The organism is Paenibacillus oceani (assembly GCF_014705615.1).
In the GTDB taxonomy this organism is placed as follows: Bacteria; Bacillota; Bacilli; order Paenibacillales; family NBRC-103111; genus Paenibacillus_AB; species Paenibacillus_AB oceani.
This window is the reverse complement of sequence record NZ_JACXJA010000072.1, coordinates 1-19,564: the sequence shown is the minus strand read 5'-3', so window position 1 is coordinate 19,564 and position 19,564 is coordinate 1. Positions and strand designations below refer to the sequence as shown.

Sequence of the window (19,564 nt, the reverse complement as noted above, 5' to 3'; positions counted from 1 at the left end):
ACGGCACCGTGACGCTTACCGTACGACTCGCCTCGTTTATCGTTCCCGCCACTGCCGGGCTCGCGAAGCTGAAGCCGGTGATTTCCTTCGCCGGGTTGGCGGCCACATTCACCGTTACCGTGTAGCTCTTCGTACTTCCATCCGCTGCGGAAACCGTATACGACACCGGATTGGTGAAATTCCGCGGCACGCCACTGTTCGGCGAAATGCTCGCTCCCGTGTGCGTTATCGTCGGCGTCAAGGCCGTCACGTTTGTTCCATACGGCACCGTGACGCTTATCGTGCGACTCGCCTCGTTCACCGTTCCCGCCACTACCGGAGTAGCAAAGCTAAAGCCGGTGATTTCCTTCGCCGGGTTGGCGGCGGCCGTCACGGTCACTTGATCCGAAGCCAGTTCCAAATAGACGCCGTCCCCTTCGTAATACGCCGTAAGCTGATGTGCTCCCGGGGACAGGGTGACGCCGGTCAATTGCGTAGTTCCACCCGTAAGCGATTTGTAACCCAGCACATCAACCCCATCTTTGAACACGACAGTGCCGGTCGGATTGTCAAAATCTCCTGTAACTACAGCCGTCAGTGTAATCGGTTGAAGATAGCCCGGGGATACATTCGACGCGGACAATGAAACCGCAGGTGAAACTCGCATCTTTTTCGGGATATGCTGCCCGTTTCCCCATGACCAGATTTGGCCGTCCGCATCCAGACCGAACGATTTTTCGGATCCCGCTGACACGGAAGTAAATCGTAACGGATTGCCGCTGTCGTCTTCGAGCGGAACTTTGACGGGCACTTCCGATTTTACGGTCGAATTATTACCTAGCTGACCTGCGGAATTGGACCCCCACGCCCACATGTTCCCCTGGTCGTCCAATGCCAGCGCGTGTCTTATCCCCCCGGAAATTTGAGTGAATTGGACCGGGGTGCCGGAGTCCATGACAGTAAGCTTGGCTGGAATGTAAGTAATTGCGGTTTCTCCCGGTCCATCTCCAAGTTCCCCTTCGGTATCGCCTCCCCAGGTCCATATGCTGCCTCCCTTATCGAGAGCCAGTAAGAAATGATAGCCGACCCCGAATCCGCTGCCAGCGGAAATGGATTGGAATTCAACCGCTGACGTTTCCGGATATTTCAATGGGGAGGGGTCCACCATAAATATCCTCCACAGGCGATCTTGTGAATCAAGAGCAATTGCATCTTCATCATTGCCAACAATCGTTTGGAAGGTAACGGGATTTCCGCTATCCGTTACCGGATATTTAACCGGCACGTCAATGGGCGTCTGGGGCGATTTGATTCCCCAGATCCATAACTCACCTGATCTGTCCAGTGCAATCGAAGCCCTGCGCGTTGTCAAAATATCTAAAAATTCGACTTCCGCACCTGCTTCCAGTACCGATATTTTCCCCCATACCTGGGAAGAGCCTGCAGAGCCATTGCCCAATTTTTCATTACCGTCGTCTCCGGTCGTCCACAGACGGCCCTCAACATCTAGCGCAATGGAGTTACTATCGATGCCTGCTTTTACTTTCTTAAAAGTTTCCGAAGAGCCACCATCCATAACCTCAATTCGTAAAGGTATACCAGAAGATTCCGTTGTTCCATTGCCAAATTGGCCGGCACCGTTGGATCCCCACGCCCAAATCCGCCCATCTCGATCCAATGCCAATGAGTGCATAACATTCGATGAAATAGAATCAAACATGGGGTCACCGGGGGCAGCATGGGCATTCGACGGAACGAATAACGGACTTGCGATGATGATAAGCGCTAGTAGACAAATCATTATCTTTTTCACAAGTAAGGTCGATTTTCTCATCATGTTCTCCTTTCTTTATAACCACAGACAAAATTCTCCTAGCATTTAGCAAAAACCAGTATAACAGACGGCTATGAAAGAACTATGAAAGAATCCCTATAGTGAAACATCTTCCACCTATAGTATGATTAATAGGAGAGAAGGAACTGAAGGAAAAAATCGTGACGGCTGGCTGTCCTGAGTCATAATCATAGGAATTTCAGATGTTTCCTGTTGTAAGGAGAATTTGGCAGTTATGAGTCTAACGTTATCCAATGTGATTATGCTGGTTTCCATTTTCTTTATGATCGCGTTTTTATACTACGCCTTCCTATATAGTCAGGAACGGGGAATCCGATATTTTGCCTGGGTGATGGTTTGCCGTGTGATTTATGCCGGAAGTGTGATCATGGAAATCAACAGCGAAAGTTTATCGTCAAAAATGCTGTTTCGAAATATAGAACAAACCAGCTTGTTGTTTGTAGTGCCTACGGTTGTTTTTTTTGTGCTGGCCCTGTTCGGGAAAGACGAATATCTGCGTCCGCTTCGGATGATGCAGATCCTTTCGATTTTCGCGCTTTGGTCCTTGCTTATATGGACGAATCCGTATCACCATCTGCTATTCTGGAATATAGAGCTGGACCAAGGGCATTTGGAAATAAGCAAAAGCGTTTATGCGATTGCATTTAATATCATTTGTTATCTGATTATCGCGGTTTGCGTCTTTTATTTGTTTGTCTATTTGCGGCGCGTTCGTCCTCAGCTTCGCAAACCCGGCATCTTGGTCGTGCTGTGCGGCTGCATCCCTGCAGCGACGGAAATTGCCAAGTCCTTGTATTCCGGCTTCACGCCGTGGCTGCTCCCTCTCTCGGTATATTCCGGCTTCTTGGGAATGGCTATGTTGTGGATTGTGATCCGTTACCGGATGTTCTCCGTCGTGCCGCTTGCAAGAAACGTTGTGGTGGAGACGATGGAAGAAGGGATACTCATTGTCAATCACAGAGGAAGCGTCATCGATAGCAACGCGTATGTGGAGCCCTTATTTGCAGGTTCAGGAGTAAGCTCGATTGCAGGACAGCATATCGACAGTTTGTTGACCAAGTGGCCGGGGTGGTTGCACGCCTGTAAGCGAATGGAGACGAGCGATATGGAGATCGACGCACGAGTGGGCGGAGAATCCCGGGTCTATTCGGTCAAAGTGTATCCGCTGGCTTCCCAGAAAAATCCCAAACAAGGAACCGTATCCGTATTGTTCGATATTACCGAAAAGCACAGGCAGATGGAGCAGATCGTGAAGCTTAATCAGCTAAAAGACCATTTGTTCGCAATCGTTTCCCACGATATCCGGAATCCGTTAGCGGTCCAAGCCAGCTTGATTGAAGTGCTGGAAGCGGATAAAACGATGTTTGCCCGCAATCATCAGGAAGTGATCGAAGCATTAAGCGGTCAAATTCAAAATACATTCGGGATGATCGAAAATTTGCTGGAATGGTTTCGCAGCCAAAAGGAAGGCATGCTGCTGCACCCTCAGCGATTACGGCTGGCCGATGTGGTCGAGGAAGTGTGCCGCACGCTGCGAATTAAAAGCGAAGCCAAACAAATTGCGATACATATGGAGATCGACAGTGACATGGAAGTATATGCGGATCGAGAAGCGGTCAATTTGATCGTTCGCAATCTGATGACGAATGCGATCAAATTTTCCGAGCGAGGCGGCAGAGTTTGGGTTCGTGCTGAAACGGCTGCCGGGCAGGTAATCGTATCGGTTAGCGACAACGGTGTCGGTATAGAGGCAGAACGGGTTCGGGGATTGTTCGATCCGCTGAGACTCGTGTCCACAACAGGGACTGCCGGGGAGAGAGGAACCGGACTGGGGTTGCAAGTCTGCCAACAATTCGTGCGGATGAGCGGCGGACAGATTTGGGTGGAGAGCGTGCCGCGCCAGAAAACTGTTTTTTACTTTTCTCTTGGTACTGCAGGCTCGGAAAGGGACAACGATGAACGTATTGCTTATTGATGACGAACAGGCGATGTTGACGGCAATGAGCCAGCTATTGTCGCGTATAGACGGCGTGGTCATCATCGGGATGGTACGCAGTCGTGCAGAGGCGGTTGAGTTGGCTTCCCAGCAGGCCGTGGACCTTGCCTTTATCGATATCAAGATCGCCGAGGACAGCGGACTGGCACTAGCCCTTGAATTGCGGAAGAGGAACGCCGATCTGGATATTGTGTTCGTGACTTCGCATAAGGAGTTTGCGCTGGATGCATTTGATGCGTATCCGTTGGATTATATCGTAAAGCCCGTTTCCCGGAAACGTTTGGAAGAAACCGTTGCAAGAGCGGCGAGAGGGCGGGCGGGAAAGTCCGATTCCGGTAAAGCGGACACACCGAAACGATTGTCGGTTGCAGGTTTGGGAGGTTTGCAAATCAGCAGCGAGCAAGGAGAATCATTGAAGTGGACGTCCCGCAAAAGTCAGGAGCTGTTCGCATATTTGTTGCTCTGTCGCGGGAATCGTGCGGCCAAAGTTCGTATTCTGGAAGATTTGTTCCATGATAGAGAAGGGAAAAATTCGGAGTTGTATCTCAATACGGCGCTGTACCAGCTGCGCCGAACGCTGTCTATGCATGGAATGAAATCAATACTTGTCTCCGATCGCGAACAATATCAGATGAGTCTGGAACAGATTAAGGTCGATTTTATAGAATTTGAAGAGCGATTGTCCGGATTCCACACCATTGATGACAGCAATGAAGAGGCCGCGATTGCCGCCGAGAGCGTGTATACAGGCGATTTGTTCGAAGACAAACCGTACGGGTGGGCGCTTGCCGAGCGCGAGCGGCTCAGTGATGCGTACGAGGCGTTTGCCAAACGTCTAGTAAAGCGGTTGCTCGAAAAGAATCAGCTTCATCAGGCCGTTCAGATTTCTAAAAGGCTTGTGCGGCGTAACGAATTGGATGAAGAAGCGAATATGCTGCTTATGCGAGGGTTTGCCGCTTTGAAGGACAGGCGGGCCCTCCATTTGCAATACAAGCAGTATGAAGCGCTGTTGAAGCAAGAGCTCCATATCCAGCCTTCGACAGAGCTGGCCGAGTGGTACGATCGATTGCTGGCTAGTGAGGTATAACGAAGTGACTTGGACCTCTGTCAAGATCATAGACAAAAAGCTTTTCTTAACAACAATCCCCCCTTTTCCAATATCCGGTGTTGGAAGGAAGGTATAGGACGGCTGCAGGGCGGTAGAAAAACCAGTTCAAGCCGATCTTTCTGTTCATCTAGGAAGAAGCGTCCAAAAGGTCTCGGCGGTATAGGCGGGATAAGGTTTGTCGATTATAATATACTGATACTGACGGTAAGTGATGACTGTTTTGACTATACCCTATGATCTAGGTATACTATAGAAAAACTTTATCATTTTGAGAGAGAGGGAGCATCCGAAGATGAAAAAGAGAGCGCGTAAAAGCTTATCATCCGGTTATGGATACTCCATTGCTGTTTTTTTCTAGGAGTCATGTATTACGGGTGAAGTGTGCCCAAGCGGCTTCCAAAATGAATACAGCAATCAATCCAAAATGACGAGGTGTCGCTAAAATGAACGGAAAAATTACCAGAACAAATCCCGTAACTATGCCAGCGCCGGTTGGGAATTACACGCACATCACAAAAATTCCAAGAGGTGCAGAACTGTTTGTTACATCGGGACAAATCGGAGTAAACGCTCAAGGGGAGATACCTGCTGTTTTGAATGAGCAGGTGGTTCATACGTTTGCTAACATTAAGACCGCTCTGGAATCAGAAAATTTGAGTAGTGAACATATTATCAAAGTGAATATTTGGGCCACTGAACAGATCGATTGGGATTTCTTTGACGTAGAGTGGGACAAATTATTCGGGAAAGAATATCCTGCGATGACAGTTGGCTATCTTGCAGAATTAGGCTTGCCTGAGATTAAAATTGAAATCGAAATATGGGCTGCTAGCGTATAACAATGTCCCATCCGCACACTTCATCCCAACCATGGACCTTGCAAGGTTCATGGTTTTTGTTATTGCGAAACGTGCGGGTCGGCGCGGCCGGCAACAGCGGATCGGAAGCGACTTTCATGCTCGGGTTCAAAGATATCAGTCATTTCATTCGTGTATTTCGTAAATATTATGGGGTTACACCGGGCAACCTCTGAAGCTTGCCGAGGGGTGTTGCTTAGTGCCACGATGCCCCTTCTCTCCATGTAAAACCAGCTTTGCTTGGCTGGATCAAACGGGAGATTGAAGTTGATGCAGCTTTACCATCAGATCGCGTAAGATGGTTTGCAGCACTTCCGGATCCAGCTTGTTGTTCTTTCTGGGTAGCTGGGCAGCACTGATAGAAGATATGCCGATTGCCTGCTGAGATGCTATAGTCTGTAATCAAGGCCTTTCCAAATCGTTCACTCTCAGGTCGATATGACTAAATCTATTTATCATGATCCTTCTCCTCTTTTCTCCTCTTCATCCGTTACGTGCTTGTTTGCTGCCCGACGATATTCAGAACGTTTTCCCAATACAGCTTCATCTCTTCCCGCGTGTTCGGATGATCCAAATTCTCTTGATGGAAGCTAATCGTTGTTCGGTCAGGGCGAATAGACAAGATCCGGATTTGCAGCGTGGACGGTTTCTCCCACTCCTTCTTGCCCCACCTTAAGCGAAGCTGGCTGAGAGGCTTTACGATCCTGAGCTGACCCGAGATCCCCTCGTCGGAGGTAAAACTCTCTCCCTCCGTAAATGCAAGAGGGGGTACGTTGCCAAGCCACAATTTCATCCCATCGGGAGAAGTTAGAAACGTCCACGCCTGTTCTGGCGAGATGGGAAACGTCCTCCTGACACCGACCTGGAAACCGGTAGATACCGTTTGACCGACAAGCTTGCGCGATTCCATATTCTGATGTTTCATAGGGGCACCTCCTCAAAATGGTTAGTTACCGCTAACTATCATTGATTATGAAAAATTAAGGGCTTAACGCCCTCACGAACAAATCGACACTGGATCTCATAAAATCTTGCTTGGACTTGGCAGTAAGCTCAGACTTGACAAACAACTGCGAAAGGAAAGCCCCGTAATTCATCCACATGAAAGTGATCGCTTGCATCTCCGCATCCGTTGAAACCAGTTTGTTCTTGCTCTCCATGTCCTTGAAATAATTCGTCAACAACTCCAACAGTTTCCGAGGATGCTTCTGCGCCTTTTCGCGGATTTCAACCAATTCATGATCACTCAATACAATAAGGAACAATTTTCGGTTACGCTCCATCAATTCATGATACATTTGGCTAATCATCAGCAAGTCCGATCTCAGGTCCCCGATCACGTTCTCGTTAAAAATGTGGGTCATCTCAATCGAATAATGATAATGGTCGACTGCTTTCTCCAGCAGGTTTTGCTTGCTGCCGAAATTACGGAACAAGGTCATCTCACTGACGCCTGCCGTTGCTGCAATCTCCTTCGTAGATACGCCTTTATAGCCTTTTGCAGCCATCAGATCTATCGCCGCGTTCATCAATTTGGTTCTTGTGTCCAAGACCATCTTATTCTCCATCATTCTCTTCCCAGCTCGATTCAATAAATTATAGTTAGTGCTAACTATCATGTTGTGTTATTATAATAAGGTTATTCGGGTGTAATGTCAATATCTTCAAAGTTGCCCATGTCTTTTAGCAAATTCTAAACATTCTGAATCGTTAACAAAAACCCGAACTTTCTCGAGTTCGGGTTTTCAGGCCTCAAAAATCAGGTAAATGCGGCTCTTAAAAACGTTTTTCCTCACGAGCGAAACACAATCCCCCATGATTGCAACCTTACCGCCATTAGGTGGAAGCAAGCTTATATAGTATAGGCATCGCCGCTATTCCATTGACTTCGAAATTCTCCAGTACATACTTACGAAATGTTGGACGAAACAACAGGTCCGGGATGATATCGGATAGGCGATCCCATCTGCAATGGTTGATTAGCCCGTATTGGGATTGTTCTCCTTCTTCGGGTATGAGCAATGTAGAATTGTCGAGTGCAGTCTTTGCCTCAAACCACCCTGCGGTGTACTCCCAAACTGGCAATAGCTCATGGACGTCATCGGCGTAAAAATAGTTAAATAGAAACACTCCTTGCTGAGACTTATCCACTTCTGCAATTCTACGGACATTCGTAGCAGCTACTATATGGGTGAAATTGGATTTTTGGGAGAGCAATTGAATCAGTTCTTGAAATAGTGGGTGCTCTTGTACTTGCTGCGTTGCTTCCTTGTGACTCGTCTCAATCAGCACAACTACATCAAATTGTGCGAGGTGAACCTTACCCTTGCGTTTCTCAAGAAGCTTCCCACGTCCAGGGGGGATGACCAGAGCTTCGAAGACATTTACATTGCGAACGTCAGGAAGTTCTCGGAGACGATTTGAAATTTCTTTGGATTGAAGAATAACCTTGCGTTTTCGTTCAGTGCTTCGAGGGAATGGACCAATTGGCTTCTCAAGTTCGGCTGCGACGTGAATATACCCGTAATCGTTGCACTTAACAAGGCTCGCTTTAGGAAATTGCAAGTGATCATTAACGATTTTCATAGATGCTCCTCCTCATTTGAAACGCCATAAAAAAAGACGGAAAACAAAGTATCCCATAATTCATCAAGGGCGAATCCGTGTTTCGACCAGATGTCAGGCCGGATTATTGTCTGAACAGATTCTATAAAAAGAACCGTAATGATATGAGGGTTAAGTGTAGATCGTATCAGTCCCTGTTCTTTTGCTTTGTTTAGTAATTGAGTAACAAATCTCCCTTTCTCGGAGCGAACTCGAACGATGTATTCCCAAAGATGGGGAACCGTTTTCTGAATATCCTCGAGAAAAAACGGACTTAATTGAAGAGTTTCTTCCCGTATTTTCATTAACGTGACGCGTAAAGCGACCAATGGGTTTCCATCCACTGCTGTGGAGGCATCCACATGATTCGAAATGGACTGGAATGTATTCTCAATGACCGTTTGCGCAATATCTTCCTTCGATGCAAAATATAAGTAAAGTGTTTTTTTGCTCATACCAAGCTCCTCGGCGATATTCTGCATCGTCACATGGCGATAACCTCTTTTAATAAAGAACTGATGAGCTATTTCAACTATTCGATGTCTTACGGCTTCATCCACCAATTCAAAAGATCCCCCCTTCAGAAACCAAGAAAACCAGTTTATTATTTTCGGTTTCCTATATCGTATATTCTCCCAATTATAATGTCAAGGGGTAACACCTTTCTATCGGAGCAACAAGCGCTCACGAAGCAGGAGGTCGAACTTGAGACCTTTCTCGAAACGCAAAAAGACACGGAAGAACAATTCCGTGCCTTTCAGAAGCAAATCACGTTATTTGTACAACTGAACATAGACGATGAGAATGTTCTGAAACAGTTGCTTCATCAGGTCATTCAAAAGATAGTAAGACCACCTGACTTTTCAGTTGAGCTTGGACGCTGTTCTTCAAGCCTTTGTATATCACTGTTAGTTTGATCGGAACCGCATTCAACCGAAGCACTTGGCGAAAATGGGTTAACAAACGGTGCCGCTACTTTTTGGCCGATGATCCGATTAGTGTATGGATCTCTTCGTCCGCTTCCCGTAGAGTTGTGTTAATATCTTTGCCGTTCACGAATTCTTCGAGCTTCTTCAATGCGATTGCATTCGTCCGGGATTCGAATTGCGAGTACAGCGGGCCCGGAGCCGGATTGCTTTTCATGATGGAAGGAATGTTCTTTCCCTTGAGGAAAGTCATTTCCGCTCCGAATTGGTTCTTGATATCCTTATTTTTAAGCGCCGTCATCCTTGCGGTAGTCCTGGTGCTCAGTAGCTGCACTTCGTCGGAGGTCATCACCTCGATAACCTGCATCGCCTGATCCTTGTTCTTGCTTGTTTTCGCGATGGCGACCAAGTGCGTGTCCACGTGGCCGTATGTATTGGGCTTATCCGGGTAGCTCGGATATTGAACGATATCCCAGTTCAAACCCTCCTTCTGTGCCGACTCCAATCCGAGATTCATCAGGTTGATTGTAGGCAGCATCGCCAAGGTTTTTTCATTCAGGAAGCTTTTCTGGCCGGCGTCGTTCATTTTTTTCGGCATGTTGTTCGGAATCGAATAGATCTCCTTCTGCAGCTCGAACACGCGCTTCCAGGAGTCGTTATTCATCGTCGCCTTTTGCGTCTTCGCATCGACCTTCGTAAGCGATAGCGGCATCGCCAGTCGGATGAGCGTATCCGGGCTGAGGCCCATATATTGCACTCCCCCGTCCGTGCGGGATACTTTCTTGGCGAGCTCGATCGCATCATTCCATGTCATGCCGTCCTTCGGATAACCGATGCCGAACCGGTCGAACAAATCTTTGTTATAATAAGTCGCGTTGAAGTTGACGGCGAACGGCAGCGCAGGCAATCCCTTGTTATCCATGATGACCTTGAGGGAGTCCAGCACGACAGGCTCGAATTTCCCGGTGTCCACGCCATGCTTCTTCGCGAGATCCGTCATGTCGTACAGCAGATCGACATCTTTGTACGATGGCAAATCGCCGTTCCACGTAAACAGCAGATCGGGAGAATCGCCCACCGCGTAAATGTCCTGCAATTGCTCGAGCGCCGTCGGCTTGTTATTCCGCTTGATCATTTCGACGGTAATGTACGGGTATTTTTTCTTCACTGGCTCCACGACCAGATTCGTAAAGTCGGTATCGGACATCGAGATCGGAAAAAACATTTTTAGCGTTACGGGTTTCGTATCGACTGCGACGGAAGCGGGTGTCGTCGTTTCCGGCGTTTTCGTGCCTCCTGTTGCAGGTCCATTGCCGCTGCTGCATCCTGCAAAAGCAACTGCAGCTGTCAATGCCAAAAGCGAAAAGCTAATTACTCTTTGTTTCATGGTTCGTTCCCCCTTGTAATGGCTGTCATTCATAATTCGTTCTCCGCCATGCAGCGAAATTCATTACGGCTACAGCCCCGAATGCTGAGCGTATGCTTGAAGAATCAGTTCCAGAGAGGATTACATCGGTACAGTCGAAAAGCTTCCATCATTATTCCGGTTTCCCGCTCCGAAAAGCGTTGTGCTATCGAGGCTGACAATTCCCGATGCCGAGCCACTCTCGAAGCAATCATTGGCCGACACCAGATTGTGTGGGCAGCCCTGGTCGACTTTAATGCCGTATTGTGGCCGAATGGCTGCCAGACCTGCTCTGACTGTATTTGCGGATACGTGATTGTTCGCCGAGCCTGATGTGATCCATACATTCGAGCATCCGGCTAGTGCTGCCCCGTTTCCGACCGCTGTATTCCCGGTTACGGCGCTGCTATTCAGCGTCATCAAGCGCATTCCGTGCTGGCCATTCTGCTTACAACTGTTATTTTGAACCATACACGCTTCAGCGTTGTCAAGATGTATGCCGAAACGGGTATTTTTGTCCAGCCGATTGGAATCCAAGGACACTCCTGTGTTTTGCCCGCTTACGAAGATCCCCGTATCGTTTCCCACGCACATGTTCCCCGTCGCATTGACATTATCCCCAAATGCGATCATGATACCGTTCAACTTATTGTTCTCGCAGTTGTTCCCGATGACGACAATATCGTGGGCGTGATTGATGTATATCCCATGATGAAGCAAATTACCCGTGCAAATATTATTGGACACCGTTGCATGTGTTTTGACCGGCACATTTCCAACTAAAGTGACATCAATGCTAATGCCTCCGAGACCGTTTTGCGAACAAACATTTCCATCAACGGTGAAGTATTTGCAGTTTCGGGACACCACTATACCGAAAGCTAACTGTGTACCGTTCTTGTTTCCGGAGCACAGGTTCCCAGATATCGTGCCGAAATCCGACAAGTCTACGGTTATGCCGTGGCCGATCTGGTCGAGACAATAGTTGTTCGAAATCGTGTACTCCGGGCAACGTCCTAGCAATACGCCGGACGTAAGGCAATTACTGATTCTACAGTCGCGGACAGTGATCCTCTTTCCGTCTGCCGCAAGAATGCCGACATCACAAGCATCGATGTGGATCCGCTCCAGTAGCACGTCCCTGACCGTGTGCACGCTGCTCACGAGGTGGGCCTGCAGATGCCCGTCATTTGTTCCCAGCAGATGGATGCCGCTCTGATGACCGTTCAATATACGTACGTCGCTAATGCGAATATCCGCTATAGAATTCAAGTACGCCTGAATTTTGAACGCCTGCTGCAAGTCGCGACGCCCCTTGTTTGGGGTATGGGCTTTATTCATATCAACGGTAAAACCGCGTATGTCAATATGGGAAGCGTTGCGTACCCAGATGGCCCCCTCCTCGCATCCGTCTTGGGCTTTCAGCACAGCCTCTTGTCCTTGCAAAACCGCATAGTCACCCAGCTCAATAGTACGGTTGAATACATAAGTCCCTGCAGGAAAGAAAACTTTTGTACGTGCCGGGATTGCGGCATTTATAACCGCTTGAATGGCCGCGGTATCGTCGGAAATACCATCACCCTGAGCCCCCCACCATTGGGGATATGCTTCAGGCAGACCCGAGGAAGGCAAACCGATACTTCCTTCTCCTCCGAATATTGCGTACGGGCCAGCATCCAGTCCGCCTGCAAGCGTAACCGAAACTCCAGCGGAAGGAAGAAGAATCGCCCCTCGATCAAACTTACATCGGATATGGCCAGGAATGGTAACGGTAACTCCCATGACGTATTGGCCTTTGGGGAAATAGAGCGTAGCCGCAGTGGCTGCCGCAGCTTGCTCGATAAGGTACAGCAGCGCTTGGGCATCATCCGCGATCCCGTCCCCCGCTAAGCCGTTACCCTTTACGTTCCACCATTCTGTCAGATCGTTCTTGAAGCTACCTTTCCCGCTTCTGCCGTATACGTCTTTCGATACCAATTGTTCCGACGCCTCTCCTATTGTTCCGCCAAATAAAAGACCGGCCGCAGCAGTTGCTCCCGCCACCCCAATCGTCGTCAGGATTTGTCTCCTGCCGATCAAGCCGATCTCCCGCTGCTTTTCGCCAGCAATTCCTTTCTCCTCCTGTGTTCCGCCCATTTGCTTCTCCTCCATGTTGAATTTTTCACATCAGACTGTTCTAAGCGCTGACGTTTCCATCCTCCTGACTGGAGCGATAGAAGTAGTCATATTCATGTTTTTATGAATATCTATAACGATTGTAAGCGCTGCCTTGTCCAAGTTATAGGACGATTGGTGCAGCTTTCGGTCTATTGAATGCAAGATTCGGTCTATTTTGGAGCGGGTGCATTTATCCATACGAGTCATTACTGTCCGTCTCAGGCATGTTTCCGTTGAATGCGCGAGCGAATAAAAAAATCCCACAGGTTCATCACAACCTGTGGGATCACTTCCAAAATTAGAACAATTGATCATGAATGGCATTCAGAGAATATCGGCTGACCGGCGCCGGTTCCCGGTTGATCCACTTGCCCTTCGTGAAGTCCGGAATCGCGACCGGCATACTGCCTAGTATGACGGACTCTTCCGACAATACGGTAACCGCCATCCAAGCCGCTGTGTCGTACACGTCGATCGGGGTCTGAGTGCCGTTCATGATGCTTTCCACGTACGCCTGCAACACGAGGTAATCCATCCCGCCGTGACCCTCTCGTATGCCCATATCTTTATACTCTATCCAGATCGGGTGCTCGTACTCCTCCAGGTATTTGTCGAACGACTCCCACTTGTGGGCCGGGGTGCGGCCATCGATGTGGATCGAATGATTGATTTCCATCCACAGGCCTTTCGTCCCTTGCACGCGACCCGCTCTCGAATATGGACGAGGGAGCGTTGTATCGTGGATCATCGATATCGTTTCGCCGCCGGCGCACCTTATCAACGTCGTGACAACATCACCTTGGGTCCAGTCCAGCTTGGCCTTAGGATCGTTCTCGCCAAACTTGTCCGTTGCCCACTGCTTGATGCCTCGTGCTTTCGAGGACATCGAGGTCAGTGATACGAGACGGTTGCCACGGTTGATCTCCAGCATCTTGGACACCGGCCCCAGGCCGTGAATCGGATACACGTCGCCATTGCGGTGCAAGTAATTGTAGTAGCGATTGTGTTTGTTTACATCGCCCATCGCCACCTCTTCGCGCAGATCGTGCTCATACCCGCACTCAGCATGGACGATCTCGCCAAGCAGACCTTTCTTCACCATATTCATAACCGCCAGTTCGTTACGTCCGTAGCAGCAGTTCTCGAGCAGCATACACGGCATTCCAGACTGCTCCGATGCTCGGACGAGCTCCCAGCACTCCTCCAAGGAAGCGGCTCCGCCGACTTCGATCCCGGCATACTTGCCTGCCCGCATCGCGGCAATCGCGATTTCTGCATGGGTTACCCAAGTCGTAGCAATGACGACTCCCTGGATGTCAGAACGTGCAAGCAGATCCCGATAATCCCAATAACCGGTTGCCGGAGGACGTTCCTTATTTACTACGGTACTAAGCCCCTTCTCCAGCCGTTCTTCGTAAGGATCGCAAATTGCGACGATTTCAACATCCTCCATGCCCAACAACAGCGTAAGTAGCCCTATGCCTCGTTTGCCCAATCCGATCACACCCAATTTCACAGTCTGTTGCACACCCATATATCCCCGTCCTTTCGCCTCTCTGCGTGAAACATTCGTTACCCATTATTGATTGTTGATTCGTCGCGTAGTCGGAGGCTATAATCATTGTAAATACCGGCTGGTCCAGCTCCTAGGTCAATTGGTGCAGCTTTCGGTATGTTGAATGCATGGTTCGGTCTATTTATGCGTGATGGTGTATAGACAATCCGTAATCGAAATGAAGGGAAGGCATCCCGTATGGACAATCCGCACATCCTGCTACAAATTGAAAATCGTTCGTATGTACGCATAGATCCGCTCTCGCACGGTACGCTTCGGATTCGAACGAATCATACTGCTGATTTCCAGGAGCCGCCTCTCGTTCGTTACGGTATCATTCAACCTGCCATATCGACAACATATACGATGGATCAGGACGATACTTCCATCATGATTCATAACGGCCAGTCATCCCTGCGCATGGACAAAAACAGCGGAAAGCTGGCCTTGTTCAATCGCCGCGGCGATATGCTGATCTGTCATGCCGAGGATTTTCAAAATCCCGCTTCTACAGATGGATTTGAAGTCCACTTTCATCTATCAGGGGACGAAATGATATACGGGCTAGGGGACGAAACGAGGGAACATATTCAGCACCATGGACATGCCGCCGATATACATATCGAATATCCCAACCATCTTGCTCCCGTTCCGTTCCTTATGAGCAGTAAAGGCTGGGGGCTGCTGGTCAATACGACATGGAGACACCATATGGATATTGCCCACACGTGCGCGGATCGTTTATCCATAAGCGGGCAAGAAGGAGCATTGGATTACTTTCTGTTTGTCGGGGACCATTATGCCGAGCTGCTTGACTGCTTTACAGAAGTCGCAGGAAGACCGCTCGTTATGCCCATTTGGGCTTACGGTTTAACGTTCGCCTGTCATTCGTACTCGAACGCCCGCGAGATGATCGACGATGCTATGAATTTTCGCAGAGACGGCATTCCTTGCGATATGATCGGTCTCGAGCGCGGTTGGATGGTAGAAGACCATAACTTCGAGATTCCCTTTCCGTTTCATTGGGATCTGAACCGTTTTCGAATGTCGCCATCCTCCGGCCATACGGCCCATTCAGCTCCCTTTATCGATACGTTGCACAATCATGGTTTTAAACTGAGTTTATGGATAAAATGCCAATATGATGTAAGCTTGGAAGAGGAACATTCCTTTTATGCTCATTTGCGTCAATTTGTTGAACTTGGCGTGTCTTCATTCAAAATGGTCGTACCCGATAGCGCTTTCCAACATCCGACGGGAATTTGGGCCAATCAAATGGGCGACCCGGAAATTCGCAATCTATACCCCCTCATGCTGAGCAAACAAATGCACCAAGGCTTTCGGCAACAAACGGGGCGCCGCTCGATGAATTATATCTCGGTCGGATATACAGGCTTGCAGCAATATGCAGCTACATGGGCCGGAAACTCGCAAGGTGAATCGACGCTGATTTCCGTACTAAATCATGGATTAACCGGTCATACCAACACAACAAGCGAAATGGACGTATCGACGCCTGAAGGAATTCATTTCGGTTTTTTGCAAGCATGGTCGCTTGTAAACAGCTCAGGCTATTGGTCGCATCCGTCTATTTTGAAGAACGATTTATTGTTGACATTTAAGCATTACGCGAAACTGCGGTATTCGCTTATCCCATACATCTATTCTGCGGCACATACTGCCGCTCGCACAGGAATGCCCATCGTACGAGCAATGCCCCTGTGCTTCCCGGAAGATGATCAATCGAACCGCTTGCTTAATCAGTATATGTTTGGCGATTCATTTCTTGTTGCGGCGTTTACAAAGCAGGTATATATACCGAATGGCGAATGGATCGATTACTGGACTGGCGAGAAGCATACCGGACCGAAGTGGCTGACGCCTGACATCCCTTCCCCGGCAGGAGGCCCCCTATACGTGCGGGTCGGCGCGATTATCCCGACCTGGACCGCTGGAGACTGTATTGACAATAAACAGCAGGAATTCGTCGGGTTGCACTTTTACCCGCATGGAGAAAGCGTTTACACATTATTGGAGGACGATGGGGCGACCTATGCCTATTTGCAGCAGGAAATCGCCGAAACCAAGATATGTTGTTCAGCCAAAAGCACGTCTGTATGCGCGGAAATTGGCCTGAGAACAGGACGTTACGATGAAATGCCGTCCCGGCGCATCTATGATGTTCAGTTTCATCTGGAAGCAAAGCCGTTAAAAGTGACGGTTAACAGTTTCTCTTTAACAGAGACATCCCATTTAGAAAAAGCGACTTCCAATCACGATTATTGGTTTTTCGATCGAGCCGCATGGACTGCCCGTTTTTTCGTCGAAGAAGGCGCAATTCATCCGGCAAGTATCTCAATTGAAATCATTTACGATATGTCCGACCTTCGTACCATGAATCAGACGGAGACCGAGAACCGCACACTTGAGGTAACGGCTGCCATGAAACACCATCATATTTTGATCAAAAAAGTTGTCGATTTGATGGAGGAGCAGGACGGGCATCATTGGAGCCTGCAAGAGGCAGCTGATCGTTTGCATATCAATGCTTCGCATCTTGGCCGGGTTTTCAAGAAAGAAATGGGTGTATCGTTTCCTCAGTACCTGCTGAAAAAAAGAATGGATCAAGCAAAAAAACTGTTGCAGGCCGGCAACAGCGTATCGGAAGCGACTTTCATGCTCGGGTTCAAAGATATCAGTCATTTTATTCGTGTATTTCGTAAATATTATGGGGTTACACCTGGCGAATTGAAACAATAATAAAACACCACAGTCTTCGCCGACACCGGGCAACCTCTGAAGCTTGCCGAGGGGTGTTGCTCAGTACCACGATGCCCCCTCTCTCCTGTAAACCCAGCTTTGCTTGGCTGGATCAAACGGGAGATTGAAGTTGATCCCGGATGTGCAACACGAGACATTCGTCCCACGTTGCCTTCATAACCCCTCCCGGCACAAAGGGAGGCAGCCTACTCCAGGCTTTCCTCCCATACTGTTCCCCGCTAGTTTAATCCGTGTCGTGATTCATTTAACTCTTCCCAGTAGGAAATCGTCATGTCTCCTGATTGATATGATACATTATTGCGCTAGATAAAAATTCCGCCATATCCTCATTGCTGTATTGATTAATGTAGTTTTTGAAGCGGGCATCGCATTTGTACGTATTAGCAATGCAGGCCAGCAACTCAGAATCGCATGTCATGAACTGCTCAAGACAATTTTTCCATTCTACTACTAGCTGCTGCACTTCATCAGAGAAAGGAGACTGATAGATATAAGAAGCGATTTTTTGGAATATCCCCTTCATCGTTTGCTCAAATTCGGAAAACAGTTCGGCTTTTTCACCTGATGACAGGCCTTTCAGTTTCCCCTCAAACTCGATATATCCTTCTGTTTCACCATAAACGAACTTTGCTTCATTCGCATATTGTTCTTTCAACGACAAAACAGACGAATGGTTGAAAAGTTGCAAGCTGTAAACATCCTTCCCTGAAACGTACTCGTCCAGGGCAGTCATGATCGTTTCTAGCCTTTGTTTTCTCGCTCGTAGCGTTTGGCCGTGTTCCAGTAACAGTTGTTTCTGTTCGTTCTTGGTCAGCTTTAATATAGCCGCAATTTCTTTCAAGGAAAAATCCATTTCCTTCAAAAACAGAATGGTTTGAAGCTTTTCCAGGCTGCTTCGGTCATAAAGACGATACCCGTTTTCCGCCAGGTGTATCGGCTTTAATAAACCAATTCTGTCGTAATAATGCAAGGTTCTGGTTGTAATCCCTGTGATTCGAACAATATCTTTAACCGCTAATAATCGTTTCTTCATCCCAAAATCCTTTTACTTCCTCCAGTATTTGATTTGCAGGCGTTATGGTCGCCTCGAAGATTGTTCTTCCGGTTTTTCTCAAATAGTGTTGGATCAAATAATATCCGCAAGCATAGCCAGCGCTATACGGCATACCCACCGGCTCAAAGTTTTGAAGCTTGGCGATTTCGTCACCGTAGAGGTAAGGCATAATTTTGTCAAACCCCGTTACTTGTAACTGTTCTTTAAGCGCAGGCTTAATGTGCCGGTTCAGTGTTTCTACGCTTGTTTTCGCTACCCATGGGCCGAGCAATTCTTCGCCGAATAGGAACGTGGCAAAGCTTTCGGCTAATCCTTCGCTCACAATGAACTCGCCCAAAGTAACGGCAGTCGTCCATTGAATAAATTGATAGCGGACATTATGATTGCATTCGTGCGCGAGTGCAGCCTTCATTCGCGGCAGCGTATACGCATTTGGTACAAGTGTACCTAATATATACCCGGGAATGCCACCATCGCCACTGTAGCCCTCGCTTAACATTAGAGCGCGACTTTCAGGATTGCCTAACTGAACGGTAAACAAGTAATCGGATACGGGAAGACTCACGCCATGTTCGGTAAAAAGATGAAGGCTTTTCTTTACCGCATCCTCGCATTCCGACCAAAAAGAATCTGAAGAAATCAGCCTGATCTCATCTGAAATCTGATCAGTAATTTGCTCCGGAGACCGGTTCATGATACTGTTCATCACAATGACATCAAACCCGTATGGCGCCTCCGTCTTAAAAGGAATCTGCTGAATCTGCCACTTCTTCAAAAACGGAGCTAACATTTCGGTCCTGAATAATTCGGTCTTTTCCTCCGACAAGGCTTGGGCAACTTTTCGATAAATCTGATCTGAGCGCAACGATTGGATATTCATATCTCTCACTCCTCGTTTGATATAGTGAGCATTATGCGCTATGACCTAACGTCATAGTCAAGCTATTTGTGTAGCGCCACGAATCGCCGCATAACGTGGAGCGCCTCGTAAAACAAAACTAACAAAAATTCACGATGTCGCGGGAAATCCCTCGTTTACGAAGATAAGCGGTGACGCGGTTTGAAGTCTCATATGGTTTGGGGAGCTCTAGCCGCGAATTTATAAAATCCTGTTGAATGGCTGGAGCAACCGAAGGTATACGAACAGATTGATTACCTTCAATTTGCGTTACAGCATCGGGAAACGATAGGCCGCGCCGGGTCTGTAAAATGAAAGGTGGAACCTTTGAAATGAATCAAAATGGGACATACTATGTTCAAACAGACCATTTCGGAGGGAAAACCAAT

The 19,564-nt window shown here is 48.2% G+C and carries 15 protein-coding genes; 5 read left to right on the top strand and 10 right to left on the bottom strand.

Annotated features, from left to right (window positions below):
* The coding region (locus IDH45_RS33175; RefSeq protein ID WP_190932449.1) for an Ig-like domain repeat protein at positions 1-1,813 on the bottom strand (1,813 nt) is incomplete at its 3' end.
* Positions 1,814-2,048: 235 nt separating this feature from the next.
* Here IDH45_RS33175 and IDH45_RS33170 point away from each other — a divergent pair.
* The 4 genes from IDH45_RS33170 to IDH45_RS35395 all read left to right on the top strand — a co-directional run bounded on the left by IDH45_RS33170 (position 2,049) and on the right by IDH45_RS35395 (position 5,971).
* Positions 2,049-3,809, top strand: a complete 1,761-nt coding sequence (locus IDH45_RS33170; protein ID WP_190932448.1) for a sensor histidine kinase — start codon at positions 2,049-2,051, stop codon at positions 3,807-3,809.
* The gene (locus IDH45_RS33165; protein ID WP_190932447.1) at positions 3,790-4,917 is read left to right on the top strand and encodes a response regulator; all 1,128 of its coding nucleotides are present in this window, start codon (positions 3,790-3,792) and stop codon (positions 4,915-4,917) included. The genes IDH45_RS33170 and IDH45_RS33165 overlap by 20 nt, the downstream gene beginning before the upstream one ends.
* 464 nt (positions 4,918-5,381) lie before the next feature.
* Entirely contained in the window at positions 5,382-5,777 is a 396-nt protein-coding gene (locus IDH45_RS33160; protein WP_190932446.1) for a RidA family protein, read from the top strand.
* Positions 5,778-5,779: 2 nt separating this feature from the next.
* A complete protein-coding gene (locus IDH45_RS35395) occupies positions 5,780-5,971 on the top strand; it encodes an AraC family transcriptional regulator (protein ID WP_190932445.1) in 192 nt (63 codons plus the stop codon).
* A 314-nt stretch (positions 5,972-6,285) separates the two neighbouring features.
* On the opposite strand, the gene IDH45_RS33150 is transcribed toward IDH45_RS35395, so the two are convergent.
* The 7 genes from IDH45_RS33150 to IDH45_RS33120 form a co-directional block, all read right to left on the bottom strand.
* A complete protein-coding gene (locus IDH45_RS33150) occupies positions 6,286-6,720 on the bottom strand; it encodes an SRPBCC domain-containing protein (RefSeq protein ID WP_190932444.1) in 435 nt (144 codons plus the stop codon).
* 55 nt (positions 6,721-6,775) lie between these two features.
* Positions 6,776-7,363: a TetR/AcrR family transcriptional regulator gene (locus IDH45_RS33145; protein ID WP_190932443.1), complete on the bottom strand. Its 588-nt coding sequence runs from the start codon at positions 7,361-7,363 to the stop codon at positions 6,776-6,778.
* 268 nt (positions 7,364-7,631) lie between these two features.
* Positions 7,632-8,381: a hypothetical protein gene (locus IDH45_RS33140; RefSeq protein WP_190932442.1), complete on the bottom strand. Its 750-nt coding sequence runs from the start codon at positions 8,379-8,381 to the stop codon at positions 7,632-7,634.
* A complete protein-coding gene (locus IDH45_RS33135; protein ID WP_317891329.1) occupies positions 8,378-8,959 on the bottom strand; it encodes a TetR/AcrR family transcriptional regulator in 582 nt (193 codons plus the stop codon). Before IDH45_RS33135 ends, IDH45_RS33140 begins: the two co-directional genes overlap by 4 nt.
* Before the next feature lie 412 nt (positions 8,960-9,371).
* Complete coding sequence (locus IDH45_RS33130; protein ID WP_190932440.1) at positions 9,372-10,712, bottom strand: ABC transporter substrate-binding protein; 1,341 nt, start codon at positions 10,710-10,712, stop codon at positions 9,372-9,374.
* A 120-nt stretch (positions 10,713-10,832) separates the two neighbouring features.
* Positions 10,833-12,866: a right-handed parallel beta-helix repeat-containing protein gene (locus IDH45_RS33125; RefSeq protein ID WP_190932439.1), complete on the bottom strand. Its 2,034-nt coding sequence runs from the start codon at positions 12,864-12,866 to the stop codon at positions 10,833-10,835.
* A 319-nt stretch (positions 12,867-13,185) separates the two neighbouring features.
* Positions 13,186-14,421: a Gfo/Idh/MocA family protein gene (locus IDH45_RS33120; protein WP_190932438.1), complete on the bottom strand. Its 1,236-nt coding sequence runs from the start codon at positions 14,419-14,421 to the stop codon at positions 13,186-13,188.
* A gap of 219 nt (positions 14,422-14,640) precedes the next feature.
* Here IDH45_RS33120 and IDH45_RS33115 point away from each other — a divergent pair, with 219 nt between their 5' ends.
* Positions 14,641-17,202, top strand: coding sequence for a helix-turn-helix domain-containing protein (locus tag IDH45_RS33115; protein ID WP_190932437.1), 2,562 nt, complete (start codon positions 14,641-14,643; stop codon positions 17,200-17,202).
* Between the two features lie 289 nt (positions 17,203-17,491).
* Here IDH45_RS33115 and IDH45_RS33110 read toward each other — a convergent pair whose 3' ends face one another.
* Together IDH45_RS33110 and IDH45_RS33105 are read right to left on the bottom strand one after the other, a co-directional pair.
* On the bottom strand, positions 17,492-18,256 hold the full coding sequence (locus IDH45_RS33110; RefSeq protein ID WP_190932436.1) for a MerR family transcriptional regulator: 765 nt from the start codon (positions 18,254-18,256) through the stop codon (positions 17,492-17,494).
* Positions 18,231-19,157 carry a DUF2268 domain-containing protein gene (locus tag IDH45_RS33105; protein ID WP_190932435.1) on the bottom strand — a complete coding sequence of 309 codons (927 nt, stop codon included), beginning with the start codon at positions 19,155-19,157 and terminating at the stop codon, positions 18,231-18,233. Before IDH45_RS33105 ends, IDH45_RS33110 begins: the two co-directional genes overlap by 26 nt.
* Positions 19,158-19,564 lie beyond the last annotated feature (407 nt).

Excerpts from the sequence above, each read along its gene's own strand:
- IDH45_RS33170 (WP_190932448.1), top strand. The coding sequence starts at position 2,049 with ATGAGTCTAACGTTATCCAATGTGATTATGCTGGTTTCCATTTTCTTT.
- IDH45_RS33165 (WP_190932447.1), top strand. The coding sequence starts at position 3,790 with ATGAACGTATTGCTTATTGATGACGAACAGGCGATGTTGACGGCAATG.
- IDH45_RS33160 (WP_190932446.1), top strand. The coding sequence starts at position 5,382 with ATGAACGGAAAAATTACCAGAACAAATCCCGTAACTATGCCAGCGCCG.
- IDH45_RS35395 (WP_190932445.1), top strand. The coding sequence starts at position 5,780 with ATGTCCCATCCGCACACTTCATCCCAACCATGGACCTTGCAAGGTTCA.
- IDH45_RS33150 (WP_190932444.1), bottom strand. The coding sequence starts at position 6,720 with ATGAAACATCAGAATATGGAATCGCGCAAGCTTGTCGGTCAAACGGTA.
- IDH45_RS33145 (WP_190932443.1), bottom strand. The coding sequence starts at position 7,363 with ATGGAGAATAAGATGGTCTTGGACACAAGAACCAAATTGATGAACGCG.
- IDH45_RS33140 (WP_190932442.1), bottom strand. The coding sequence starts at position 8,381 with ATGAAAATCGTTAATGATCACTTGCAATTTCCTAAAGCGAGCCTTGTT.
- IDH45_RS33130 (WP_190932440.1), bottom strand. The coding sequence starts at position 10,712 with ATGAAACAAAGAGTAATTAGCTTTTCGCTTTTGGCATTGACAGCTGCA.
- IDH45_RS33125 (WP_190932439.1), bottom strand. The coding sequence starts at position 12,866 with ATGGGCGGAACACAGGAGGAGAAAGGAATTGCTGGCGAAAAGCAGCGG.
- IDH45_RS33120 (WP_190932438.1), bottom strand. The coding sequence starts at position 14,421 with ATGGGTGTGCAACAGACTGTGAAATTGGGTGTGATCGGATTGGGCAAA.
- IDH45_RS33115 (WP_190932437.1), top strand. The coding sequence starts at position 14,641 with ATGGACAATCCGCACATCCTGCTACAAATTGAAAATCGTTCGTATGTA.
- IDH45_RS33110 (WP_190932436.1), bottom strand. The coding sequence starts at position 18,256 with ATGAAGAAACGATTATTAGCGGTTAAAGATATTGTTCGAATCACAGGG.
- IDH45_RS33105 (WP_190932435.1), bottom strand. The coding sequence starts at position 19,157 with ATGAATATCCAATCGTTGCGCTCAGATCAGATTTATCGAAAAGTTGCC.